We start from the raw sequence: 24909 nt of genomic DNA, 5'->3' as shown, positions 1-24909 counted from the left end.
GTGTTCGACTTGCCGCCCGAGCCGTCCGAGGCGGCGAACAGGATCCGCGCGAGTTCCACGCGGCGGCGCTGACCACCGGAGAGGGTGCGCAGCGGCTGCTCCAGGATGCGATCCGCCAGCCCGAGGCTGTTGCAGATGCGGGCCGCCTCGGACTCGGCCACGTAGCCGCCGAGCGTGGAGAACCGGTCCTCGAGCGAACCGTACTTGCGCACGGCCTTGTCACGGACCGCGTCGTCGACGGCCTCGGCCATGATGGTCTGCTGCTTTTCCATCTTGCGCATGATCTCGTCGAGTCCGCGCGCCGACAGGACTCGGTCCTTCGCGAGGACGTCGAGGTTGCCCTCCTTGGGGTCCTGCGGCAGATAGCCCAACTCGCCGCTGCGGATCACCGCGCCCGCGTAGGGCTCGCCTTCCCCCCGCCAGGATGCGCAGGGTGGTCGTCTTCCCGGCACCGTTGCGCCCCACCAGACCGATCCGGTCCCCGGCCTGCACACGCAACGCCGAACCCGGGGCAGACAACAGCGTCCGCACACCGGCACGAACTTCGAGGTCGGAAGCGGTAATCACAAGTGTTCTCCCAGTAATCAGAAATTAGACAGAGCGGATCGACTTCACAGGCATCGTTTCGAGTCCGAAACTGCGAATCCGGCCGACCCGAATGGAAATGGCCTCGGGCCCGACTCGAAAACTGCGCGTGTAGTCGATGAAAGAGATGGCACATCGGGATTGATCCTGATGTGAACGATAGATTCGCGGAATATCACGTCCACGAAGCTGAACCCGTGGACGGAAGCCGAACCTGTAGGCGGCGGAGGAGGAGCCTAGCCTCTCTCGATCCAGACCAAGCCCGCATGCAGCCGCTCACGGGCCTTCTTGGCTGGCTGGACATATATGGCAGAGCACTTTAGCGCAGTTCCGTGCCATTGCCAATCTGTCGCCCGACGGGGTCTGCTCGACGATCGTGGTGGCGGTCCCGCTCGGTCGATCGTGCGCACGGTAGTCCGACCTGAGGTCGAAGGAAATCGGTAGTGTCGATCAACCATGGAGCCGTTAGCTTTTCCCGAGCTGGCCGCGGTACCGGCAGGCCAGGTGACACTGTCGGATCGGCGGACGAGTAGCAGTTGGTGTGTCGAGGTGGGGGGCTTCGAGATCGGGGTCGGCGCGGTGACACAGGCCGAGTACGCCGACGTCACCGGCGAGTGGCCGGGCGCGTCGCGGAATCCCCGTCGCCCGGTGGAGGGCGTGTCGTGGTTCGACGCGATCCTGTTCTGCAACAAGCTTTCCGCGCGCGCCGGCCTCACCGCCGCCTACCGGGTCGCCGGCGACCACGTCGGGTGGGACACCGGGTCCGACGGCTACCGGCTGCCGACCGAGGCCGAATGGGAGCGCGCCTGCCGGGCCGGAACGAGCGGACCGCGGTACGGGCAGCTGGACGAGATCGCCTGGTACGGCGACAACTCCGACGGGCGCCCGCACGACGTGTGCGGAAAGCTGCCGAACGGATGGGGTCTGCACGACATTCTCGGCAACGTCTGGGAGTGGTGCTGGGATCTCTACGATCCGGAGGTGTACGGCAGCTATCGGGTGCTGCGCGGCGGCGGGTGGGCGGACGCGCACTGGAGTTGCCGGGCGTCGGTGCGGCGGCGCAGCCACCCCACGTACCGCATCGACGACGTCGGGTTCCGGATCGCGCGCGGATAGCCGATCCGGTCCTTCGGATCGGTAACGAACCCCGATCGACGGTGGAACACTGCCTACATGTCCGACGGGCGAGAGCAACCCCGCACCGGCCCCGACCCCGATGACGACGAGCGATCCGAACCGGATACTGCCTGGGATCTCGCGTTCGGGATCGGTGTCCCGTTGGGCCTGCTGGTGGGGGCGTGTGTGGCGTTCTTCTGCCTCGGACCGGCGGTGGTCGCGCTGCAGCATGCGCTCGACGTCCCGGAACTGTCGCCGGTGCCGACGAACCAACGACGTCCGGGTGAACCCGGGCCGACCGCGATGTACTGGGTGACGTGGCTCGTGCCGCCGCTCCTGGTGTTCGCATGCGTCGCGGCGCTGTGGGTGTGGCGGCTCGCGCGGCCCTTCGCGCCGAGCTGATGTACGTCACGCTCGCCGAACAGCCTTCCGAAAATTGATTCGCGGACCTTGTCGATCTGGCGTCTTCCCGTTCGACGTCCTGGATGAGAGGGTCGAAACGCGACCCCGACGAAGGAGCGAACCGATGAAGTACATGCTGATCATGCGCGCCACCGACGAGGCTGTCGAGGCATACAAGGAAGTCCCGTTCGAGCAGGTCATCGAGCAGATGGGCAAGTTCAACGAGGCCCTGATGAAGGCGGGCGTGCTGCTGGCCGGGGAGGGCCTGTCCGACGCCGAGGAGGGGTTCGTCGTCGACTTCTCCGGCGACACCCCGCTCGTCACCGACGGTCCCTACGGGGAGACCAAGGAACTGTTCAACGGGTTCTGGATCCTCGAGGTTGCGTCCAAGGAGGAGGCGGCCGAGTGGGCCAAGCGGGTTCCGCTGGGCCCGGGGGCGAAGATCGAGGTGCGCCGGGTGACCGGGCCCGAGGACTTCCCGCAGGACAACGAGTGGATCCAGAAGGAAGACGGCTGGCGTGAGGAACTCGAGAACCGCAACGCGTAGCCGGATGCCCGCCACGCCGACGGAGCACCGCCCGGACCCGATCGAGTCCGCGCGGCGCTCCGTCGCGGCCGTGTGGCGCATCGAGTCGGCGCGCATCGTCGCCACGCTCATTCGTACCGTCGGCGATTTCGGCCTGGCCGAGGATCTTGCGCAGGAGGCCCTCGTCGACGCGCTCGCGCAGTGGCCACAGACCGGTGTTCCGGCCAATCCCGGGGCCTGGCTCACCACCGTCGCGAAACGCAAGGCGATCGACGGTTGGCGGCGCCAGGAGCGCTACGACGACCGCCTCGCCACCATCGCACGCAACCTCGAGACCGAGGAAACCGCCGCGACATCGGACGAGCTGCCGTGGGATCCGGACCGGATCGACGACGACGTGCTCCGGCTGCTGTTCGTGTCGTGCCATCCGGTGCTGTCGCGGGAGGCGCAGGTTGCGCTGACCCTCAAGGTCGTCGGCGGCCTGTCGAGCGAGGAGATCGCGCGCGCGTTCCTCGCGTCGACCGCCGCCGTGCAGCAGCGGATCGTCCGCGCGAAGAAGACGCTCGCCGCCGCCAAGGTGCCGTTCGAGGTGCCGCCGCGGTCCGAGTTCGGTGACCGGCTCGGCGCCGTCCTCGGTGTGCTGTATCTCGTGTTCAACGAGGGGCACGCGTCGAGCGCGGGTGACGAGTGGATGCGTCCGGAGCTCAGCCGCGAGGCCGTCCGCCTCGGACGCGTTCTGGCCGAGCTCCTCCCGCACGAGCCGGACGTGCACGGGCTGGTGGCGCTTATGGAGCTGACGGCGGCGCGCTTCCCGGCGCGGCTCGATGCCGACGGCGACCCGGTGCTGCTCGCCGACCAGGATCGTCGCCGGTGGGACCACGGCGCCATCATCCGGGGACGCGCCGCGCTCGCCCGGGCCGACGCGATCGGACGCGGCCGCGGCGCCTACGCGTTGCAGGCGGCGATCGCCGAGTGCCATGCGGTCGCACCGTCCGTCGACGACACCGACTGGGACCGGATCGTTCTCCTCTACGAGGCGCTCGGTCGTCTGGCACCGTCGCCCGTGGTCGACCTCAATCGCGCGGCGGCGGTCTCGATGGCGTCGGGCCCCGCTGCGGCGCTGCGGATCATCGACGATCTGGTCGACGGCGGGCGGCTCGCCGGCTATCGGCTGCTGCCCGCGACGCGCGGCGAACTCCTCGCCAGGCTCGGCCGGAACCGGGAGGCGCGCATCGAGTTCGAGGCGGCCGCCGAACTGACCGGCAACGAGCGCGAGCGAAAGATCCTGCTGGACAAGGCGGCGGCGCTTCCCGGCCGACATGAGTGAGCGGATCAGCGGTCAGTCATCGAGAATGCCTTCTTCTCAATTTGTCCAGACTCCCTTGCAGCGCCGATACGCTCGTCCCCATGCGTACCGATCGAAGGCACCGCCTCAGATGCACACTGTCGATCGCAACGGCTGCCGTGTCGGCCCTGGTGCTGGCAGGCTGCAGCGCCGAATCGTCGGCTGTCGCAACTTTGTCCACGTTCCTGGCTCCGCCGTCGACCGCACAGGCGCGGACCACGATCAGTGACGATCAACTGCGCGCGATCGCCACCGGTGCCGCCTCACGACTCGGCGAGAACGATCCGACGCGAATCGAGGCCGTCCTGACGACCAGATCCGCGGCCAACGGACTCGTCGGTGCCGAAGGCTTCGACGATACGGCCGCTTACATGATCCAGGCCCACGGCACGTTCTCGACAGCCTGGCAGCACCGTCCGAGCGGTGTCGATCTGCCCCCGACGGTGACTGGGGTGTTGATGCTGATCGTTGATGCGCAGACCGGCGAAGGTATGGACAGCGGCACGAGCGGTGAGCCCGCCGATCTCACGAAGCTCGGGAAGGTGATCACCCTCGACGGCTGAGCGCTGGGCTCGCTGCTACGAAACCGGCTCGGGATCAGGCGAGTTCGTCGTGATGTCCGGCGTCGGCGTCTCGGCAAGCGTGCGATCCGGCGGGGTCGGCGCACTGCCGCGGAACGCGACGACCGCCGCGCCGATCAGGACGGCCGCGTAGATCAGCACGTACATGTTCACGACGATGTCCCAGGCGATCCAGTTGGGCGGGAACAGGTACAGCCCGACGACCACGGTGTCGTCGGGGAAGCGGTAGGCCCACGATCCGGCGATACCGAACAGCGCGATCACGCTCGCCCACCACCACGCGTTCGTGAGGGCCCGGTGCACGAGGTAGACCATCAGCGGCACGAACCACACCCAGTGGTGGCTCCAGGTGAACGGGGAGACCACCGCGGCGGTCAGTCCGGCGACGGTGACCGCGAGGAGACGCTCGCCGCCGCGATGGAGTCGGACCACCACCCACATGCTGACGGCGACGACGGCCGCGGCACACAGCAGCCACACCCACGTGGGCACCGGTCCCCCTGCCAGGCGCGTGATCGCGCCGCGCAACGACTGGTTGGCGGGATGCGAGTCGTCCGCGATGCGCGTGGAATCGAAGAACGTCTCGGTCCAGTACTGCCACGAGTCCTTCGGGAGGACGACCCAGCTTCCGACGACGGTCGCGACGAAGGTGGCCGCCGCGACCGCCGCGGCCCGCCACCGGCGCAGCACCAGGTAGTAGAGGACGAAGTATGCCGGCGTCAGCTTGATCCCGGCGGCGATACCGACGCCGACGCCCTTGAGCTTGCTGTTCTCGCCGCGCGAGACGTCCCACAGCACCAGTGCCATCAGGACCAGGTTGATCTGGCCGTAGAACAGCGTCGTGCGGACCGGTTCGAGGAACGCGCAGGCCACCGCCAGCAGTGCCGAGACGGCAATGACGCGGCGGGTGACGAGGTATCCCAGCATCCGCCAGCACAACGCGACGATCGCCACCAGCAGGAGCAGGTTGACGCCCATCCAGATGTACTTGTCGATGCCGCCCGGAAGGAACCCGAACGGGATGAACATCAGCGTCGAGAACGGCGTGTACGTGTAGAGCAGGCCGTGGATCACCGGTTCGGTGTAGAGCGGCAGACCCTCCATGACGTGCCGCGCGCCGTCGCGGTAGACATCCAGGTCGGCGCCGCCGGCCAGGATGCCGATCATGGGCTCCCTCGGGTCGACCAGGGTGAACAAGAGCACCGCGGCCGCCAGCGCGAGGAAGGCGAGGGCAGCCGTCGTCGGGCCCCCTCGCGGGAACGGTCGACGAGCACTCGGATTCCTGGTTGCGCCGTGCATGGCTGTGTCCCTCCCCCGGACGCCGCCTCGGCCTCGCTGCCGAGGCGATCGAGACAAAGGTAGCCAACCGACCGAACCGCGGTAAATCCGATCCTGGTGACCGGGCGGTCGGGTGGCGGCCGGTCCGCGCTGTAACGTCTCCGCCCCGGAGACCGACGTCTGTCATGACGTGACGTGCGGTTCGGGGGGGTCGACCTGCATGTGTCTTGGTGAGGTCGGGATAGGGGAGTTGACATGACAATTCGCGGATTCTTTGCGCGACATCGAATGGCTGCGCGGGTGACGACGCCGGCGGCGCTGGGTGTGGCGGTCGTCGTCGCGCTCACGTGGGCGTTGTCGTCCCCGCCACCGAGCACGGTGGACACCCAGCTCACGGCGTCGACGACGGAGTGCCGCGACATGGTGACCGTCTCGATCGCCGGCCGCAGCGACACCCCGGTGGCGGGCACCACGAAGATGCTGGTCGATCCCGACGGAAACGAGCTCCCCGCGGCCCTGTCGGACGACTACAGCAGTGGACGGATCGACCAGGTCATCAACGCGCCGAACGGCGTCGTGGATCGCGACGCGTACGCCGCGCTGTACATCGCCTATCCCGCGAACATGGCCAGCTACGACGACGCCGTCGCCGCCGGTGTGGCGAACACCGAATCGGTGATGCGGGCCATCCGCGTGTCGTGCCCCGACACCAAGTTCTCGATCGTCGGATACAGCGAGGGCGCCGACGTCGCTCGCCGGGTCGCGATGAACATCGGTCACCAGGAACCCGACGCCGACCAGGGCTACGGGATCGTCGACCCGTCCAACGTCGTCGGCGTCGTCATCTTCGCCGATGCGGGCCGCGGGGCGGGGCAGGGCCCGTTCCCCGGTGCGAAGAACCCGTTCGGCAACCCGGACGGCTTCGACACGAAGTACCAGAACGGCAAGACCCCGGTGCCGGGTCAGGGTGTCCTCCCGAACACCGGCGACGACGACTTCGGTGCGCTGGGCGGCAAGGTCGCGTCCTTCTGCTCCGACGGCGACTTTACTTGCGCTGCACCCCAGAACATCTCGCTGTTGCAGCTCGTGGTCAACGTGGGCAGGCAGATCAACGTCGATCGGCTCGAAGGCGAGGGCCTCACGCCGGCCACCGGTCAGGACATCGCAGTCGTTCTGGGCCGCATCGGATACGACGCCTTCCTGAACATCCAGTCGCAGCCGAACTGGATGCGGAGCGACGAGACCTTCCTGGACGTCCTGCTGAAGGTGTCGGACCCCGACTACGTGCCGGGCGAGTCGACGACGCAGACCCCGAAGGACGTCAGCTCGATCTCCACCGACGAGATGTCGCCGCTGGCGTACCTGCCGCAGAAGGTGTTCAAGGAGATCGTCGGGCTGATCGTGACGAACCAGAACACCATCCCGGTGATCCTGAGTGATCCGTACCAGATGACCCTGGCCCCGGACATCGGCCACCACTTCGACTACTGGCGCGACGCCGACGGCGCGATCGGCAAGCCGTTGACGTCCGCCGAGTACGCCGCCGCGTGGCTGACGTACCTGGCCAAGCAGGCGCAGAACGGAAAGCCGGTCGACCCGGCGGCGAAGCCGACCGCGACCGAACTGGCCGACGCCCTCACCGAGCTGGCGGCCACCACCACAGAATCGTCGGCCGAGCCGACGGGTTCAGCGGTGCCGCAGACTCCGACCGCTTCCCCGTCGGAGTCCGCGGTTCCCTCCGAGTCCGCGGCGCAGAGCGCCACGGAGACGACGGTCCCCGCCACGTCGCCGGCCGTGGCTTCGTCGACCGAGGTCGCCACGACGCCGACGCCGGCCGCTTCCCCGGACGCTGCCGCATCCACGTCCTCGACGGTCGCCACCACGACCAAGCCGACGACGACCACCACCACCACCACCCCGGCACCCCGGTCCGCCGGGTAGGGCGCGAGCCGCACCGCTCACCGAGCGGTGCGGCCGCCCCGATCGTTGATCCGGTACGTCACTCGGATCTGTTGGGGACCGCGGTCGATGTGGAGTTCGGCGATGTCGGACGGGATCAACGCGGTGTCGTGCAGGACGGGGGTGCCGTCCTCGGTGACGTTCGTTCGGTGACTGAGCATGGCCGGGCTGTGTTCCGGGCGGGCGAGCAGTTCGGCTTCGGCGGTACCGAGCGTGGTGACGGTGATCGACTCGTTGGCCGACGCGACCGGGTAACCGTGTTGTGCGAGAACCTGATAGAGCGACGCGTCGACCAGTTCGTCCGGGGAGATGCCCGTGCTCCAGGGGATGTAGGAATGCTGGAGCACGGAAGGGTGCGTGTCGATCACGCGGTGACGCGTGACGACGAGCACCTGCTCGGTCGGCCCGAGCTGCAGGGCCCGCGCGACATCGGACGGTGGAGTCTCCCGCGACGACCCGAGGATGTGCGTCTCGACCTTGGCGCCCTGCGCCCGGAGATCGTCTGCGAATCCCGACAGGTGGAGCAGGTTGTAGGTGTACCGCTTGCTCGCCGGGAAAGTGCCCGCCCCGGGACGCGATTCGATCAGCCCGTCGTTCTCCAACAGTTGCAACGCCTGGCGGAGGGTCATGATCGTCACGCCGTAGGAGGCCGCGAGCTCGCGTTGCGGGGGCAGTGCGTCGTCCGCCTGCCATTCCCCGGTGTCGATCCTGGCCCGCAGGTCGTCGTAGATAGCCAGATACTTGGGCAGTCGAGAGTGCCTGGTCACGGAATTGCTGCCTCGTCGAGTCGTTGGCGGAAGGCTTGGACGGTTCCCATGATCGACGCCGCGCCGGCGCCCGCGAGCACCGGGTCCATCAGTGCCGACGCGACCACGACTCCGTCGGACTGCCGAGCCGCACGGGCGGCTCGTTCGGGCGTGTCGATGCCGAACCCGATCACGACCGGCAGGCCGTCGGTCGAGCGGAGGCGCTGCGCGAACGCCCATCCGTCCTCGCCGGCGGTCCGATACGTCCCTGTCGGCGCCATGGCGCCCATTGCATAGACGAATCCACCACTGGCTCCGACGATTCGCCGTGCCGTCTCCATCGGCGTGGACGGAGCCGACATCAGCACCGGGGACACACCCGCCGCCTCGGCCGCAGCGAGATAGTCCGCCGATTCCTCGAACGGCAGATCGGCGACGATGGATCCACTGATTCCGGCCGCCGCAATCGTGTCCAGGTACTGCCCGAGCCCGCGGGACACGAGGTGGTTGCTGTAGGTCATCGTGATCAGCGGCGCGGTCACGTCGGGAAGGTCGTCGAGGATGCGCTCCACCCGGGCGCCCTGCTCCAACGCGGTGACGGATGCACGCTGGATCACCGAACCGTCCAGCATCGGGTCCGAGAACGGCAGTCCGATCTCGACGGCGTCGGCGCCCCCGTCGATCATGGCCCGCACGAGATCGGCCCAGTCCGTTCGGATTCCGCCCATGACATAGCCGATCAGGCACTTCGAGCCGTTGTCGCGGACCTGGCGGAGGGTCGTCTCAAGCACGCTCACGGTCGAGTCTCCTGACTTGTTCGGCATCCTTGTCGCCGCGGCCGGACACGGTGACCAGCACAGTGGTGTCCGGGGCGAACTGTCGGTCGCGGGCGGCCTCCGCCACCCAGGCGAGCGCATGCGCGGATTCCAGTGCGGGGCAGATGCCTTCGAGCCGCGCGAGCTGCCCGGCGGCGGCGAGGACCTGATCGTCGGTGACGGTCACGTAGTCCGCGCGACCGAGTTCGGCGAGGTGGGCGTGTTCGGGTCCCAGCCCCGGATAGTCGAGACCGGCGGCGACGGAATGCGCCTCGAGTACCTGGCCGGCATCGTCCTGCAGATACAGCGACATCGAGCCGTGCAGCACGCCCAGGGTGCCGTCGGTGGCACCGGCACCGCCCGCACCCTCGACGCCGACCAGCCGCGCGTCCGACGACGCGAACCCGGCGAAGGTGCCTGCCGCGTTCGATCCACCGCCGACGCAGGCCACGACGACGTCGGGGGTGCCGCCGCCGAGCAACTGCGCGCACTGCGCCGCGGCCTCGATCCCGATCACGGACTGGAACTCGCGGACGATCCACGGGTAGGGGTGCGGCCCCAGCACCGAGCCGAGGCAGTAGTGGCTCTCGTCCGCCCGGGTCACCCAGTACCGAAAGGCCTCGCTGGTGGCGTCTTTCAATGTCCTGGCGCCGGATCGGACCGGAATCACCTGCGCACCGAGCGTTTCCATCCGGTAGACGTTCAGCTCTTGCCGGGCCATGTCGACCTCGCCCATGTATACGGTGCACTTCATGCCGAACAGTGCTGCGGCCGTGGCAGTCGCGACACCGTGCTGACCGGCGCCGGTCTCCGCCACGAGTTCACGCCTGCCCATCCGTCGAGCGAGGAGTGCCTGACCCAGCGCATTGTTCAGCTTGTGGCTGCCGGTGTGGTTGAGATCCTCGCGCTTGAGCAGGACGCGGACGCCGAGTTCCTCGGACAGTCGTCGCGCCCGCATGACCGGCGTCGGTCGCCCGCAGTACTCGGCCAGCAGTGAACCGAGCTCCGCCCGGAACTCCGGGTCGGCCCACGCGTCACGGAAGCCTGCTTCGACTGCTCGACACGCAGGCACGAGCGCCTCGGGGACGTAGCGCCCACCGAAGCGGCCGAACCTTCCGGACGGTCCGGGGTCCCCCCATCAGTGTCGTAGCCGTCGCACCCACCTCCGATTTCCATAATCGTTCTAGTGTTCTAGAACAATTTAGCACGGGGTGAGATCGGGTCCCGCCGCACCGGACACCGCGGACGGTGCCGAGCGGTCACCGATCCACTGCGGTGGCGAGCGAACCGTCCGGCGGCGACACCACCGCCGGGTTCCGCCCCGACAGCAGATCGAGCACCGCCTTGGGTCGCGCCAGCCACTCCCGCGCGTAGTTCCGCACGACGGCGAGCCGGTTGCACTCGCACTCGGCCTCTACGCCGTCGGTGTCGATGCCGGCGTCGCGGCACAGCGCCACCGCGCGGGACACGTGTAGGCCCTGGCTGACGATGAGTGCCTTCGTCACCCCGTACGTCCGCACCGCCCGCGCGCAGGTGTCGTACGTGTCGAGGCCGTAGCCGTCGCCCACGATCCGCGCGGGATCGACACCGGCGTCCACGAGGTACTCGGTCATGGCCGCGATCTCGTTGCCGGAGCGGCCGTTCGCGTCACCGGACACAAGGACGGCGCGGGCCCTGCCGTCCTCCATCAGTCGGACGGCGGCGTCGAGCCGTCCGGCCAGGAACTTCATCGGTTTCCCGTCCCGGACCTGCGAGCCGAGGACGATCACGACGGGCGCGTCCGGCGCGTCGCGGACGTCGTACATGTGCCCGGACGCGGCGACCGCCACCCACCCCGCGGACCCCAGCACGAGCACACCGGCCATCGCGACCAGTACCGCCGACCAGCCGACGAGGCGCCCGACGATCCGCCGCATGTTCCACCCTCCGAGTTCCCGGCCTCGACCCGCTGCCGACCGCCCCCGGACGATCCTCTCGAGGAGGGATCATCTTTCCGGGCAGACACGCCCGCCGGACGCTCAGTCGAACAGCAGCACGGGCTTCAACACGCTTCCGTCCCTGATGCCCTGCGCGGCGTCGTTGATGTCCTCGAACCGGTAGTACTCGACGAGCTTGTCCAGCGGGAAGCGTCCCTGCTCGATCAGCTTCACCAGGGCGGGGAGAAACACCTGCGGCACCGAATCACCCTCGGTGACACCGATGAAACGTCGACCGTTCAGCAGGTAGTTGACGTCGACGGGGACCGTCGCGCCGGCCGCCGGGGCGCCGATGGCCGCCACCGTGCCCAGCGGCGCGAGGCAGTTGATCGCGGTCTCGAGCACCTGCACGTTGCCGGTGGCGTCGATCGCGTAGTCGATGCCCAGTCCCCCGCTGATCCGGTCGAGTTCGGCGGCCGGATCCGCCACCTTCGAGTTGATCACGTCCGTCGCGCCCAGTTCCCGGGCCAGCTCGAGCCGTGACGGCACGATGTCGACGGCGACGATTCGCTCGGCGCCGGTGAGGGCTGCCGCCATGACGGCAGCCATTCCCACCGCACCCACCCCGAAAACGGCCAGAGTAGAGCCGGGTTCGGGTGTGAGGATGTTGAGTACGGCCCCGGCGCCGGTCTGGATTCCGCAACCCAGCGGCGCCAGCAGGCCCAGGTCCGCCGAATCGGAGACCTTGGTGACGCCGCGTTCGTCGGCCAACGCGTATGTGGAGAAAGAGGATTGGGCGAAGAAGTGCCCGTTGATCTCCTCGTCGCCGCGCCGGACCGTGGTGCTGCCGTCGGCGCGCCGTCCGCCGACGAGGTTGCGCGGCAGGAACTCCTGGCAGTACGCGGGGTGTGCCGTGCGGCAGTTGCGGCATTCGCCGCAGCTGGTGAACGACAGCAGCACCTTGTCGCCCGGCTTGACGCTGGTGACCGCGCTGCCCACCTCTTCGACGATCCCGGCACCCTCGTGTCCCAGCACCCCGGGGAGCGGGAAGGGGATGTGCCCGGCCTGGACACCCAGGTCGGTGCCGCAGACCCCGGCGGCGACGATCCGGACCAGGACCTCGTCGGCCCGGGGAGCGTCGAGGGTGACCTCGCCGATCGTGAAGGGTTCACCGATGCCGTCGACAATGGCGGCGCGAGCTGTGTTGACCATGTTGTGCTCCTGCGGATTCGGCGGATCAGAACGGGTAGATCGGCAGCGCGCTCTGCGCCGTCACCCACTGCGTCTCGGTGAAGGCGTCGAGGTTGGCGCCGATACCGCCGACGCGGCCGCCGTTGCCGGACGATGCGAGTCCGCCGAACGGGACGACGGCCTCGTCGCCGACCGTCTGATCGTTGACGTGGACCAGGCCGGTGGGGATCTGCTGGGCGATCTCGAGGCCCTTCATCGCATCGCCGGTCAGGATTCCCAGGGACAGTGCGTATTCCGAGTCGTTGGCGACGGCCACGGCTTCTTCGACGGTCGCGAAGGAGGTGACGGGGGCGACGGGGCCGAAGACCTCGTTGACGAAGGCGGGCGCCGTCCGCGGGGTGTCGGCGAGGACCGTCGGACGGTAGAAGAGGTCCTCGTAGGTTCCGCCGGCCGCCAGCCGTGCTCCGGCCGCGATGCTGTCCGACACGAGGGCGTGGATCTGATCACGTTGCCGCGCATCGATCATCGGCCCCATCGCCACCTCGCCGGTGAACGGATCTCCGACGGGCAGCCGCTCGGCGTGTTCGGCGAGCAGTGCGGTGTAGTCACCGACGATGCTCTCGTGCACCAGCTGTCGGCCGGTGGCCATGCAGATCTGTCCCTGATGCATGTACGAGCCGAAGGCGCCCACCGAGACGGCCTTCTCCAGGTCGACGTCGTCCATGACGATGAGGGCATTGTTGCCGCCGAGTTCCAGGTGGGCGCGCTTGAGGTGGCGGCCCGCCAGTTCACCGACCGCGCGTCCGGCACGCGTCGAACCGGTGAACGCGATGACGCGCACGCTGGGGTGGACCACGACCGCCTCGCCGGCGTCCGCACCACCGGGCAGCATGCTGAGGACACCGGCCGGGAGCCCGGCCTCCTCGAAGATCCGGGCCAGGACGACGCCACCGCAGATCGCGGTGCGCGGGTCCGGCTTGAGGATCACCGAGTTGCCCAGGGCGAGTGCCGGCGCGACGGCGCGGATCGACAGGATCAGCGGGAAGTTGAACGGGGCGATGACACCGACGGTGCCCACCGGGACGCGGCGCGAGAAGCTCAGCCGCGGCTGCTCGGAGCGCAGCACCTCGCCGACGGGATGCGCCGCGAGCGCCGCCGCATTGTAGCACTCCTCGGCGGCGGTGTGCGTCTCGGTCTCGGCCTTCGCCCGGATGCTGCCGCCTTCGCGGACGATCCACTCGCCGATCTCCTCGGCGTACTGCTCGAACAGCTGCCCGGCTCGACGGAGGACGGCCGCGCGCTCGGTGTACGGACGCGCGGCCCAGGCCTTCTGTGCCGCCGTGGCGCCGGTGGCGGCCGCCGCGACATCGTCGGGGGTGGCCGTCCCGACGGTGGTGAGTTGCTTCCCGGTCGCGGGTTCGACCACGACACGGTCCTCACCGCCGCCGGCCACCCATTCGCCGGTGAAGATTCGGGATTCCCACACCGGCTTGTTCAACAGACTCGTCACGGTCGCTCCTCGCAGTCGCAGCACATGGATGCCTTCCACGTTGCCGGGCCGCGATGTCGCCCACGACCGGTCTTTCACTGACCGAAAGACGTATTTCAGTTCTGCGGGGTGGGCGCCTCCGTGACGGTGACGAGTCCGCCGTGGGTGGACTCGTCGAACGCCATCAGTGCGACCGACAGGTGCAGGGGTTTCCAGTCCCCGTCGAGTCCGCGGAACCGCAGGATGCCTTCGACCTTCCGGTAGGCGAGATCCTTGGCCATCTTCTGCGCGAGCGGCACATCGGACGGATGCATGGCGGGCTCCGGCTCCCCGACGGCATTTTCCCAGGCCACCCCCGGCATCGGCTCGCTGCGCCACTTGATGAGCGCGAGGCGTTTCAGGTCGACGTAGGCGAGGTATTCGCCGGGCGTCAGCACGGCGTCGAGCACCCGATGCTCGAGGATGACCGGTGGCGGCGCGGCCGGGACCTCGCCTGCCGGGCCGATGTCGTGGGTGATCCCGCGAAGGATGACCTCGCGCCGTTCCCCGGCAGGATCGGGCTTCTCCTCGAGCATCCGGCACGAGAAGTGTGCGGCGCGTTCCTCGTCGTCGTCGCGGCGTACCTTCCACACCGCCTGGTGCTCCGTGCCCGGTTCCGACTGCACGATCTTGGCCAGCGCCTCGCCCTCGTCGCGGTTCGTCACCAGCCGGGTGAAGGCGCCCGCCAGCGCGGCCTCGCTGCGACGGTCCTCGGGTGCGACGCCGTACAGGTCGAAGAGGTCGTCGCTGCCGCTGGCCTTGCCTGCCGTCAGATTGAAGTGCCACGCGCCCGCCGGGTCCCGCGGCGGTGGTGCCTCGTCGGTGTCTCCCCGCCAGAAGTAGACGCCGTGGAGGCGGGACTCGGAATTGAGCAGCGGCTCCGCGAGGATGCGTTTGCGGCCGTCCTCCGACTCCCGGTCGATCCGCCGATGCTCGGGGTCGGCCATGATCTCGAGCAGAGCGTTCTGCACGTCGTCGAGGGCCCTGTTCGGTTGGCTCCGTCGGCCCTTGAAGTGCCGGCCCAGCGGCACGAAGGGTTTCGGGGACGACCCCACCCCGATCAGTGACGGCTCCTGTCCGCCGAAGGTGCTGATCAGCAGCCAATCCGTGGTCATTTCCGCAGCCCCCGACGCTTCGCGGCCGGCAGCAACCACTGGTACGCCGGACCCAGGATCCGGGTCACCGCGTCCACCACCTTCGCGTCCGGGCCGACGAGCACCCGCGCACGCCCCTGTTCGACACCCCGCAGAATCGTGCGCGCGGCCACGGCGGGGTCGGTGCGAGCGATTCGCCGATCGAACGAGTCGGCGACCTCGCGAACGTCCACCCCGGCGGCGGCGCTCGCGGTCCGCGCGATGCCGGTCCGGACGCCACCCGGGTACACGCACGTCACCTTCACCGAATGGCCGCCGAGTTCCATCTCCTGACGCAGCGACTCCGTGAACCCGCGGACCGCGAACTTCGCGGCGTTGTAGGCGGAGTACCCGGGCGCCGCCATCAACCCGAATGCCGAGGACAGATTCACCACATGACCGCGGTCCGACTCGACCACGTACGGGAGGAACGCCTTCGTGCCGTTGACGACGCCCCAGAAGTCGACGTCCATCACCCGTTCGATGTCGGCGTAGTCCGAAGCCAGAACCTCACCGGTGTATAGGATTCCGGCATTGTTGATCACGATGTCGACACCACCGAAGCGGCTCGCGGTCTCGGCGGCGAAGGCGTGGACCGCGGCCCGATCGGTGACATCGACAACCGACGCGGATACCCGGGCCCCGGCCCGGTCGCACAGGTCCGCAGTCTCCTTCAACGGACCTTCGGCGTCCCCGGACAGGGCCAACACCGCACCCCCGTCGGCCAACCTGGTCGACAATTCGCGACCGATTCCCGAACCGGCTCCCGTCACGGCCACGACGCGACGATCGAAGTACCCCAAAGAACTTCCCCTCTGTTCTGTTGAACTAGCGCTCCCAGTTCCTTACCAGAACGGCACGTAGCCGGCATCTCGAGGCGATCCGGCCGGAGGCACCGGAACGGTGGGGTTCCACCGGTAGATGCGACCACCGGGCGGGCCTGCCTGAGTCGGGGGTCAGACTGCCCACCCGGTGGTCACTGCGACGCGGCACACCCGCCGTGAAGCGGACGGGATCGGCCGAGCCGGGTTCGTGGGATAACGCCTGCGCGCACCGTATGGGGCCGGGCGTCGTCGGGTCCCGGCACGGGAGCAACGATCGCCACACGCGCATGCGTCAATGTGACAGCGCTACAAGCAGACCCGATATCGACAGGGTTGCAGGAAGCCCCGTGAGGGGCGCGCAGGTGCACTGTAAGCCAGCCGGTGACGGGGATGCAACCTCGAGCTGGCGTGTCGGAGACCCGGATTCTGGGCCCGGGCGGTGGCATCGGGATGGATCCGACGCCACCGCCCGGCCGTGGTCCGCCAGGTCGGGGGTCCGGAGGGCCACGGTATCGCCGCCCGGCCGGCCGAGCGACAACTCGAACGCTAGTGCCGGTTCGTTCGACGGCGTAGGGGGATTTGCCCCGTGCCGGGTGAGTCCCCCACGGGGGCCGCCCCGGAAGGGGGTTTGGCGCGATCCCGCTCGGGGACGCCCCTCAGCGGTCCCGGGGCGCGGAATCCGATTCGGGCGCGAGAGTGAAGTAGTTCTCCTCCTCCTGCACGAAGTGCAGCTGCAGCAGCGCGTGCAGCCCGTACAGGCAGGCGAGGAGGTCGTCGACCTGATCGGGGTCGATCCGGCCGGCCGCATCGGCGCGGGTGAGGTGGGTGCGCAGGCGTCGCGCGAGCCGGTCGATCTCGGCATGCATGCGGCTCATCGTCGCGGTCGCCTCTGCTGTGCCCAGCGGGGTGGCGAGCGCCGGGTACAGTTCGCGGTCCTCCGCCTGCTCGTGCGGGAGCAGCGTGCCGAACAGGAAGGTGTCGACCCGACGCAGGGCGGGATATGCGGCCGCGAGGTTGCCACCGACGAGTAGTTGCGCCGTGTCGCGCAGGATGGCCAGCTGGTCGCGCAGTTCGTCGTGCTCGGCCGAGAACCGGTGCAGCATTGCCTCGGTGTCGTCGGGAAGGAGAATCTCCTGGTTCCGGTCGCCCCGCAGCGCGCGTAATGCGTTGAGGATCACGGCCACGTCGATACACTCCTGCAGCAGCGCACCCGCCGCGGGCGGCAGGAATCCGAACGCGGCAAATCCCATGGCCACCAACGACAGCCCCATCCCCACTGCCGCGCTCTGCACGGCGATGCGCCGGGAGCGGCGGGCGATGGCCATCGCATCGGCCAGGCGGTCGAGTCGATCGGTGGTGAGCACGACGTCCGCGGCCTCCGACGTTGCCGTCGAGCCCCGCGCCCCCATCGCGACGCCGACGGTGGCGGCCGCGAGGGCCGGGGCGTCGTTGACGCCGTCGCCGACCATGACGGTCACCGCCGATGCCCGCTCCGCCCGGACCCCGGCCACCTTGTCGGCGGGTGTCTGTTCGGCGTGGACGGCGTCCAGACCGAGGACCGAGCCGATCTCCTCCGCGGGTTCGCGCCGATCCCCGGTGAGCATGACGAGCCGGTTCAGTCCGGCCGAGCGCAGGCGCCGCAGGGTGCGGGACGCGTCCCGGCGGACGGGATCAACCAGCAGGACGGCGCCCGCGAGATCGCCGTCGACGGTGACCCAGGCAACCGCTGCGCCGTCGAGCACGGCCCGACTGTGGGCGGCACGTGCCCACGCCGGTGCATCGTCGGGCAAGCTGAGGGTGCCGACGGTGACCCGTCGGCCGTCGACGGTCGCGCTCACGCCGGTCCCGGCCTCCTCCGCCACGTCGGTGGGCAATGTCAGTGCGAGCCCGCGCATCTTCGCTTCCTGCACGATGGCGTCGGCCAGTACGTGCGGTGACAGTTGGTCGGCGGACGCGGCCAGTTGCAACACGTCGGTGGCATCGCCGCCGGGCGCGATGAGCACGTCCGTGCCGGTGGGGCGACCGGTGGTAAGGGTTCCGGTCTTGTCCATCACCAGTGTGGTGGCATGTCCGAGGTTCTCGAGGGCGCCGCCGCTGCGAATCACCACACCCAGACGGGACGCTCGGGACAGTCCGGAGACGATCGCGACGGGCGCGGCCAGTAGCAGTGGACACGGCGTCGCGACCACCAGCACCGCGACAGCGCGGGTGGCCGAACCGCTGAACAGCCAGGCGGAACCCGCGATTGCGAGCGCGAGCGGCAGGAACCAGGCCGCGATGCGGTCGGCCACCCGTACGACGGGGGCGCTCTCGGCGGCGGCGTCGCGGGCCAGGCGGACGATGCCGGCGTAGGTGCTCTGGTCGGCGGTCGTGTGCGCCTGCATCTCGAAAGCGGTTCCTGCATTGACGATTCCGCTCCGCACCGCCTCGCCGCGACGCCGCTCGACGGCGAGCGGTTCTCCGGTGAGGACGGATTCGTCGAGCACGGCGGAACCGGACGTGATCCACCCGTCGACGGGCACCACCTCCCCCGGTCCGACCACCAGGTTGTCGTCGGCGAGGACGTCGTCGAGTGGGATCGCCTCGACGTGGTCGCCGGTTCGTCGGCGGGCGGTGCGGGGCGCGTGGTCGAGCAGCGATCGCAGATCCTTCGTGGCGCGGCGTTCGGCGGCGGCATCGAGCGCCTGCCCCGTCGCGAGCATGACGCTGATCAGCGCGCCCGCGAGATACTCGCCGACCAGCAGCGTGCCGATCAGGGACAACACCGCGAGTAGGTCTACGCCCATCCGCCCCCGTCGGAGCGCGTCGATCACCCACCAGGCAGCGGGCGCGATCGCGATTACTGTCCCGGCGATCCAACACTTGTCGGCCACGTTGTCGGCACCGAGCAGCCACGCGATCGCGCCGGCGATCAGCGCGGTGAGGGTGACCGCCAGTAGCGCGAATTCCTTGAGGCGGTGCACACGTTCGCGTCGCCGGGACGGTGCCTCGGACGCCGTATCCACCATGACGCTCCCATGTCCTCGCGGGTGCCGTCTCGAGCGTACCGCGCCGGGTGCGGGATCTCCCGTGTCGAAGGCGGCTCCGGGCCGCCGAACCCCGGTACCGTGACGTCCCTGCCCGATATTCGACTTTCTACCTTTCGAGAAGGAAGCCATGAAGACCGAGATAAGTTGTGGGCCCGCGTTCGCGTTCGCCGAGATCAGTGTCCCCGCCGGTGGATCGGTCCGCGTCGAGGCCGGGGCGATGGCGATGATGCGGGGTGACATCGCGATCACCACGTCGACGCGGGGCGGCTTCCTGAAGGGGCTCCGCCGCTCCCTGGGCGGCTCGAGCTTCTTCGTCAACGACTTCAGCAGTGAACGGGGTGGTGTCGTGGGCGTCGCCGGCGCACTCCCGGGCGACCTGGTCGAAACCACCGTCGACGAAGGGACCGCGCTGCTCGTCCAGTCCGGCTGCTGGCTCGCCTCCGACGCGACCGTCGACGTCGACTCCAAATGGGGCGGCAGCAAGGGGTTCTTCAGCGGCGCGGGGCTCGTTCTGTTGCGGTGCAGCGGAAACGGCGAGATCCTGCTGTCCAGCTACGGCGCCATCCGGTCGGTGACGCTCGCGGCGGGGGAGACGATGACACTCGACTCCGGTCACGTCGTCGCGTTCGACGAGACCGTCCAGTACCGCATCCGCAAGGCCGGTGGGTGGAAGTCGATGATTCTCGGTGGCGAGGGCATCGTCACCGAGTTCACCGGTCCGGGTCGGGTCTGGATGCAGACCCGTAGCGCGACGGACCTGGTCGACTGGCTCCGGGCCCGGATGCCGTCGAGCACCACGACCACCAGTAGCAGTAACAGCAACTGAGGGTGAGGGTCAGTCGGGGCTGACGAGATCATCGTCCGATCTCGTCGGCGTCGGCTCGACCCGCGAGAACGTCAGGGTGCCGTCGTCGATCGGGGTGTCCCGAAGCGCGACGACGTCCTTGTAGTAGTCCATCGGCAGGCTCCACGGCTCCTTGGTGCCGGTCCGCGGAAACAGGTCCAGGCCCCGCTGGATATACCCGGACGTGAAGTCGAACTGGGGCCGGGTCTCGATGGCCGGTTCCGTATTGTGCGCGACGACAATCTGGGCACCCCGCCGATCCATCTCGTCGAGCAGTCGGCACAGGTAGTCGGCGACCAGATCGAGCTTGAGTGTCCACGGCCCGTTGAGGTAGCCGAAGGCGAACGAGAAATTGGGAACGTCCGAGAGCATCGTGCCTTTGAACGTGAGCCGCTTCGTGATGTCGATCGGTTCGCCGTCCAGGTGGATCTCGATGCCGCCGAGGATGAGCAGGTCGAGTCCGGTTGCGGTGATGATGATGTCCGCGTCGAGATTCTTCCCGGACACCAGCGCGATGCCGTTCTCGGTGAACGTCTCGATGGTGTCGGTGACCACCGAAGCCTTGCCCCTGGAGATCGTCTTGAACAGGTCGCCGCCGGGGACGACGCACAGGCGCTGGTACCACGGATCGTAGGTGGGGTTGAAGTGGGTGTCGACGTCGAAACCGGACGGTAGGAGCCGGACATTGAGCCGGCGGATGATCGCCCGCGCCTGTTTGGGGAAGCGGCGGGCGAGCTTGTAGATCCGGAAGTTCAGCATGGTGTTCTTCTTGCGGGCCAGCCGGTAGCCCCGCTCGTCTCCCAGCACCCGGCGAAGCATGCTGGACACCGTGTCCTCTTCGGGGAGCGGGATGACGTAGGACGGCGAGCGCTGCAGCATCGTGACGTGCGCGGTGGCATCGGCCATCGCCGGGATCAGGGTGACGGCGGTGGCCCCGGAACCGATCACCACCACCCGCTTGCCGGCGTAGTCGAGGTCTTCGGGCCAGGCCTGCGGATGCACGATCCGGCCGGTGAACCGGTCGGCACCGGGAAACACCGGTGTGTAGCCCCGGTCGTAGTTGTAGTAGCCGCTGGCGCAGAAGAACCAGTCGGCCGTGAATGTCACGATCTCGCCGGTGTCGTCGCGCCGTGCGGTGACCGTCCAGCGGGCGTCCGTCGACGACCAGTCGGCACGGATCACCTTGTGGCCGTAGCAGATATGACGTTCCACGTCGTACTCGCGTGCGGTGTCGCGGATGTAGTCGAGGATGTCTGCCGCGGGTGCCAGCGCCGCGCGGCCCTTCCACGGCTTGAAGTCGTACCCGTAGGTCTGGATATCGGAGTCGGAGCGGACACCCGGGTACCTGAACAGGTCCCACGTGCCGCCGGACACGGCGCGGGCCTCGAGGATCGCGAAGGTGCGGTCCGGCTGTGTCCGATGGAGTCGGCTGGCGACGCCGATTCCCGACAGCCCGGCGCCGACGATGAGGACGTCGACGTGTTCGGGTGCGGTGCCGCGGCTCGTCGCGGAACCGGTGGGGCGTTCGGGGCCCATGGGTCCTCCCGATGCTGGCACTGGTGAAACCACGTCTGTAATGCACCGTAGCCCGACAGTCGCGCGGTGTGCCAGCAAAATCCGCGGTCCGATTCACTCGACGCGGTGCCGGGCGCGGCGAACAATGGTGTCCACGTCGACCACACCGACGCCCGGCCGAGGAGGCACGACACATGACCGAGACACCGGAGATCGATCCCGCCGCGACGCCCAGTGGAACGGGCTGCGCCGAGTGCGACGCGGCCGGCGGGTGGTGGTTCCACCTGCGCCGCTGCGCCGCCTGCGGGCACGTCGGCTGCTGCGACTCCTCCCCCGCGCAGCACGCGAGCGCGCACGCGGCGGCGTCCGGACACCCGATCATCCGGAGCTTCGAGCCCGGTGAGGACTGGTTCTGGGACTACCGGACGCAGGGCTTCGCCGAGGGTCCGGAACTGGCTCCGCCGCAGAGCCATCCGAGCGAACAGACGGTTCCGGGACCACGCGAGCGGGTACCGGAGGACTGGGCGGACCGCCTGCACTGAGATCGGACGAAATCCGGCCGGCTCGCGACCTTCGTAGAATCGGCGGGGTGATCGAGATCCCCGACGCGCTGGTCGCGGCGCAGTACAAGCACGGCGAACGGCGCTTGGCGGACGAACAGTTCGCCATTGCGCGAATGCTGTTGGCGCGCTGAGTCCGTCCGTGCTCAGTCCTGCTACAGCCGCGTCGGCCCGCACCGTGGGGTGCGGGCCGACGCGGAGAACTGTGTCAGCTGAGCTTGGCGATCAGGTCGGCGCGCTGACGGGCGCCCAGGCCGGAGACACGTCGAGTCTCGGCGATGCCGACGGACTCGGCGATGTCGCGGGCCTTGATCTTCCCCACCTTGGGCAGGGATTCGAGCAGGTAGAGCACCTTCGTCTTACCGACGAGTTCGTCGGTATCCGCCTTGTCGAGAACTTCCACCAGGGTGAGCTTGCCCGACTTGAGATCTTCTCTCAGTTCGGACCGCGCCTTGCGGGACGCGGCAGCCTTCTCCAGTGCTGCAGCGCGCTGTTCGGGGGTCAAGGTGGGCAATGCCATTGATGTGCCTCTCTCTCACGGAACCCGGATGAAGTTCAGGCTAGAACGGGAATCGCCGCAGCGCGCGTCAAGTGGGCCCCGCGTGTCGAAAAGCCGTGGCTATTCGTCTCATTTGCCCTTCCACAACGGCTTTCGCTTCTCGAGAAACGCGCTCATACCCTCCTGTGCGTCGCAGGTGACCGCGTTGGTGGCCATCGTCTCGGCCATCAGTTCGTACGCCTCGTCCTGCGGCAGGTCGATCTGCCGGTAGAACGCCTGCTTGCCGATGGCGAGGGTCAGCGGGCTGGATTCGGCGATCTTCGAGGCCAGGTCCCGCACCCGAGACTGCAGTTCGTCGGGTGCGACCACGACGTTCACCAGGCCCCAGTCGGCGGCGGTGTCGGCGTCGATCGTCTCGCCGGTGAGCAGCATCTGCATCGCGCGCTTGCGGCCCACCGATCGGCTGAGCGCAACCATGGGGGTGGAACAGAACAGCCCGATCCGCACACCCGGGGTTCCGAACACCGCGTTCGACGACGCCACCACCAGATCGCACGACGCGGCCAGTTGGCAGCCGGCAGCGATCGCCGGTCCCTGCACCGCGGCGATCACCGGCTGCGGAATCGCCTGCAGGGTGTCCATCATCGCCGTGCACACCTCGAAGACCTCCCGCTCGTCCTCGAGGGTACGGTCGATCATCTCGGACAGGTCGTGTCCGGCGGAAAACGCCGGGCCGACCGCACTCAACACGACCGCCCGGACGGTATCGTCGTCGGCCATCTCCCGCAGTGCTGCGGTGACCTGTCGCATCATGTTGGTGGACAGTGGATTCCGTTGGTCCGGCTGATCCAGCACAATGGTGCCGATGCCGGTTTCCGGGTCTATCTCGATTCTGACGACGTCGTTCATCGTGCCTCTCCGTCATATCGGGTCGCAATGCCCGATGCTACCCGGAAAGGCCGCATCGAGCCCGGCCACGCGGCGAGGCTCCGGCGCGAATCGATGAATCAGCCCTCGATCGCGGACTTGATCCGTAAGGCGAAGTCGGGAGCGTCCTTTCGTGCCGCCCGCAGCGCGAGGGGCGCGATGAGCTTGCCGATCCCGTGCCCCTCCAGCACGTTGAAGACCGTCAGCTTCGTCCCGCCTCCGTTGGGTTCGAGGTCGTATCCACCCTCCACCGCGGTGACGGAGTTCTTGGACCGCTCCGCCCAGCGCAGTCGTCGCGGCGGCTCGAACTCGGTGAGTTCGAACTCGCGCTGACTGGTCATCCCGGCGTCCTTGACCGTGCTGACGAAGACGGTGCCGACGCCCGGCGGGCCGTCGGTCGGCTGCTCGATCTTCTGCACCCGAGGGCTGAACTTCGGATCGTTGACGCCGACGGCGAGGAACTGGAACACCTCGTCGATGGGACGGTCGACCACGGTCGTTCCTTCGAAACGTCTCGACATGTCGTAACCCCGTTCGGTGTGGTTACCCGGAGATGAGTCGAACTCTACTCGCGGCTGGCAGGATCGGGGCGTGAGTACTGCGAACCTGACCCGTGCCGAGACCGCCGCGCGTTCGGCAGCCGTGACCGTCCTTTCCTACCGCGTCGAACTCGACATATCCGGTGCGCCTGACAATTCCGAGCCGGGCTTCGCGACGTCGACGACCGTCGAGTTCGACTCCGGCACGTCCGAGACGTGGATCGACTTCCTCGGTCCCGAGGTTCGATCGGTGACCGTCAACGGCGAAGCCGTGGACATCGAGTTCGACGGTGCCCGTATCGCTCTGCGTGGATTGCGTGCATCGAACACCGTGGTGATCGCCGCGGTCGGCGCGTACAGCCGGTCCGGGGAGGGGCTGCACCGATTCCACGACCCCGTCGACGGCCGGACCTACCTGTACACACAGTACGAGCCGTCGGACGCGCGACGCGTGTTCGCGTGCTTCGAGCAGCCGGACATGAAGGCGCCGTTCACGTTTGTCGTCACCGCCCCCGCGGGTTGGGAGGTGGTGTCCAACCGCCCGGCGGCACTCCACCACGTCGACGACACCCGTCAGGTCGTCGAGTTCTCCCCCACACTGCCCATCTCCACGTACATCACCGCGATCGTCGCGGGTCCGTATCATCGTGTCGAATCCATCTGGAGCCGAGACGATCTCACCGTCCCGATCGGGGTGCTGTGCCGGGCGTCGCTGGCGCAGTACCTCGACGCCGACGCGATCGTCGAGGTGACGAAGCAGGGGCTGGACTTCTTCGCCGAACACTTCGACTATCCGTATCCGTGGGGCAAGTACGACCAGGTGTTCGTGCCCGAATACAACCTGGGCGCGATGGAGAATCCCGGCTGCGTCACGTTCACGGAGGCCTACGTCTTCCGCGGCGCCGCAACGGCCGCGCAGTACGAGGGCCGGGCCAACACGATCCTGCACGAGATGGCCCACATGTGGTTCGGCGATCTGGTGACGATGGTGTGGTGGGACGACCTGTGGCTCAAGGAGTCGTTCGCCGACTTCATGGGCGCCCTCGCGAGC

Annotated in this window: 22 protein-coding genes and 2 pseudogenes; 9 read left to right on the top strand and 15 right to left on the bottom strand. The window is 68.4% G+C overall.

All coding sequences use genetic code 11. The features are described 5' to 3' along the window. Positions 1–567, bottom strand: a pseudogene (locus AB4Z09_RS26170) (ATP-binding cassette domain-containing protein); the annotation flags it as partial. Positions 568–1065: 498 nt separating this feature from the next. Between AB4Z09_RS26170 and AB4Z09_RS26165 the strand changes: the two are divergent. The 5 genes from AB4Z09_RS26165 to AB4Z09_RS26145 all read left to right on the top strand — a co-directional run bounded on the left by AB4Z09_RS26165 (position 1066) and on the right by AB4Z09_RS26145 (position 4537). Next, on the top strand, positions 1066–1701 hold the full coding sequence (locus AB4Z09_RS26165) for a formylglycine-generating enzyme family protein (RefSeq protein WP_442241036.1): 636 nt from the start codon (positions 1066–1068) through the stop codon (positions 1699–1701). 57 nt (positions 1702–1758) lie between these two features. Next, positions 1759–2103 (top strand): hypothetical protein, encoded by a 345-nt coding sequence (locus AB4Z09_RS26160; protein ID WP_429517237.1) that lies wholly within the window; start codon positions 1759–1761, stop codon positions 2101–2103. 124 nt (positions 2104–2227) lie between these two features. Beyond that, positions 2228–2650, top strand: a complete 423-nt coding sequence (locus AB4Z09_RS26155; protein WP_114724515.1) for a YciI family protein — start codon at positions 2228–2230, stop codon at positions 2648–2650. Positions 2651–2654: 4 nt separating this feature from the next. Then, the gene (locus AB4Z09_RS26150) at positions 2655–3956 is read left to right on the top strand and encodes an RNA polymerase sigma factor (protein WP_429517572.1); all 1302 of its coding nucleotides are present in this window, start codon (positions 2655–2657) and stop codon (positions 3954–3956) included. 80 nt (positions 3957–4036) lie between these two features. Continuing rightward, positions 4037–4537 carry a hypothetical protein gene (locus tag AB4Z09_RS26145; RefSeq protein ID WP_442241035.1) on the top strand — a complete coding sequence of 167 codons (501 nt, stop codon included), beginning with the start codon at positions 4037–4039 and terminating at the stop codon, positions 4535–4537. A gap of 15 nt (positions 4538–4552) precedes the next feature. Here the strand turns inward: AB4Z09_RS26145 and AB4Z09_RS26140 are convergent, their stop codons facing one another. Continuing rightward, positions 4553–5854, bottom strand: a complete 1302-nt coding sequence (locus AB4Z09_RS26140; protein WP_442241034.1) for a glycosyltransferase 87 family protein — start codon at positions 5852–5854, stop codon at positions 4553–4555. 234 nt (positions 5855–6088) lie between these two features. Here AB4Z09_RS26140 and AB4Z09_RS26135 point away from each other — a divergent pair, with 234 nt between their 5' ends. Next, positions 6089–7774, top strand: coding sequence for a cutinase family protein (locus AB4Z09_RS26135; protein WP_442241033.1), 1686 nt, complete (start codon positions 6089–6091; stop codon positions 7772–7774). A gap of 17 nt (positions 7775–7791) precedes the next feature. On the opposite strand, the gene AB4Z09_RS26130 is transcribed toward AB4Z09_RS26135, so the two are convergent. The 9 genes and pseudogenes from AB4Z09_RS26130 to AB4Z09_RS26090 all read right to left on the bottom strand — a co-directional run bounded on the left by AB4Z09_RS26130 (position 7792) and on the right by AB4Z09_RS26090 (position 18953). After that, positions 7792–8559 carry a GntR family transcriptional regulator gene (locus AB4Z09_RS26130; protein WP_442241032.1) on the bottom strand — a complete coding sequence of 256 codons (768 nt, stop codon included), beginning with the start codon at positions 8557–8559 and terminating at the stop codon, positions 7792–7794. Then, positions 8556–9335: a tryptophan synthase subunit alpha gene (gene trpA / locus AB4Z09_RS26125; protein ID WP_442241031.1), complete on the bottom strand. Its 780-nt coding sequence runs from the start codon at positions 9333–9335 to the stop codon at positions 8556–8558. The genes AB4Z09_RS26130 and trpA overlap by 4 nt, the downstream gene beginning before the upstream one ends. Next, a pseudogene (gene trpB, locus AB4Z09_RS26120) lies at positions 9322–10458 on the bottom strand (tryptophan synthase subunit beta); the annotation flags it as partial. The pseudogene trpB and the gene trpA, both read right to left, overlap by 14 nt. Positions 10459–10612: 154 nt before the next feature. Continuing rightward, positions 10613–11269 (bottom strand): SanA/YdcF family protein, encoded by a 657-nt coding sequence (locus tag AB4Z09_RS26115; protein WP_442241030.1) that lies wholly within the window; start codon positions 11267–11269, stop codon positions 10613–10615. 102 nt (positions 11270–11371) lie between these two features. Continuing rightward, positions 11372–12481 carry an NAD(P)-dependent alcohol dehydrogenase gene (locus AB4Z09_RS26110; protein ID WP_442241029.1) on the bottom strand — a complete coding sequence of 370 codons (1110 nt, stop codon included), beginning with the start codon at positions 12479–12481 and terminating at the stop codon, positions 11372–11374. Positions 12482–12506: 25 nt separating this feature from the next. Then, positions 12507–13970, bottom strand: coding sequence for an aldehyde dehydrogenase family protein (locus AB4Z09_RS26105; RefSeq protein WP_442241028.1), 1464 nt, complete (start codon positions 13968–13970; stop codon positions 12507–12509). 95 nt (positions 13971–14065) lie between these two features. Next, positions 14066–15103, bottom strand: a complete 1038-nt coding sequence (locus tag AB4Z09_RS26100) for a GAF domain-containing protein (RefSeq protein ID WP_174913981.1) — start codon at positions 15101–15103, stop codon at positions 14066–14068. Then, positions 15100–15924 carry an SDR family NAD(P)-dependent oxidoreductase gene (locus AB4Z09_RS26095; protein WP_442241027.1) on the bottom strand — a complete coding sequence of 275 codons (825 nt, stop codon included), beginning with the start codon at positions 15922–15924 and terminating at the stop codon, positions 15100–15102. The genes AB4Z09_RS26100 and AB4Z09_RS26095 overlap by 4 nt, the downstream gene beginning before the upstream one ends. A gap of 677 nt (positions 15925–16601) precedes the next feature. Next, complete coding sequence (locus tag AB4Z09_RS26090; protein WP_442241026.1) at positions 16602–18953, bottom strand: heavy metal translocating P-type ATPase; 2352 nt, start codon at positions 18951–18953, stop codon at positions 16602–16604. A 148-nt stretch (positions 18954–19101) separates the two neighbouring features. Here AB4Z09_RS26090 and AB4Z09_RS26085 point away from each other — a divergent pair, with 148 nt between their 5' ends. Next, positions 19102–19800 carry a TIGR00266 family protein gene (locus AB4Z09_RS26085; RefSeq protein ID WP_114724525.1) on the top strand — a complete coding sequence of 233 codons (699 nt, stop codon included), beginning with the start codon at positions 19102–19104 and terminating at the stop codon, positions 19798–19800. Between the two features lie 9 nt (positions 19801–19809). On the opposite strand, the gene AB4Z09_RS26080 is transcribed toward AB4Z09_RS26085, so the two are convergent. Next, entirely contained in the window at positions 19810–21354 is a 1545-nt protein-coding gene (locus AB4Z09_RS26080) for a flavin-containing monooxygenase (RefSeq protein WP_442241025.1), read from the bottom strand. A gap of 173 nt (positions 21355–21527) precedes the next feature. Here AB4Z09_RS26080 and AB4Z09_RS26075 point away from each other — a divergent pair, with 173 nt between their 5' ends. Continuing rightward, complete coding sequence (locus AB4Z09_RS26075) at positions 21528–21875, top strand: UBP-type zinc finger domain-containing protein (RefSeq protein WP_114724544.1); 348 nt, start codon at positions 21528–21530, stop codon at positions 21873–21875. Between the two features lie 226 nt (positions 21876–22101). Here AB4Z09_RS26075 and mihF read toward each other — a convergent pair whose 3' ends face one another. The 3 genes from mihF to AB4Z09_RS26060 form a co-directional block, all read right to left on the bottom strand. Further along, positions 22102–22413, bottom strand: coding sequence for an integration host factor, actinobacterial type (mihF, locus tag AB4Z09_RS26070; protein ID WP_114724527.1), 312 nt, complete (start codon positions 22411–22413; stop codon positions 22102–22104). A gap of 108 nt (positions 22414–22521) precedes the next feature. Further along, the gene (locus AB4Z09_RS26065) at positions 22522–23301 is read right to left on the bottom strand and encodes an enoyl-CoA hydratase (protein WP_174913973.1); all 780 of its coding nucleotides are present in this window, start codon (positions 23299–23301) and stop codon (positions 22522–22524) included. A gap of 98 nt (positions 23302–23399) precedes the next feature. Continuing rightward, a complete protein-coding gene (locus tag AB4Z09_RS26060) occupies positions 23400–23840 on the bottom strand; it encodes an SRPBCC family protein (RefSeq protein ID WP_174913971.1) in 441 nt (146 codons plus the stop codon). 70 nt (positions 23841–23910) lie between these two features. Between AB4Z09_RS26060 and AB4Z09_RS26055 the strand changes: the two genes are divergently transcribed. Then, on the top strand, positions 23911–24909 hold a 999-nt coding region (locus AB4Z09_RS26055), incomplete at its 3' end, for a M1 family metallopeptidase (RefSeq protein WP_442241024.1).

The organism is Rhodococcus sp. TAF43 (assembly GCF_052113525.1).
In the GTDB taxonomy this organism is placed as follows: domain Bacteria; phylum Actinomycetota; class Actinomycetes; order Mycobacteriales; family Mycobacteriaceae; genus Prescottella.
The sequence above is the reverse complement of the archived record's forward strand: the minus strand, read 5'-3'. Positions and strand labels throughout refer to the sequence as shown.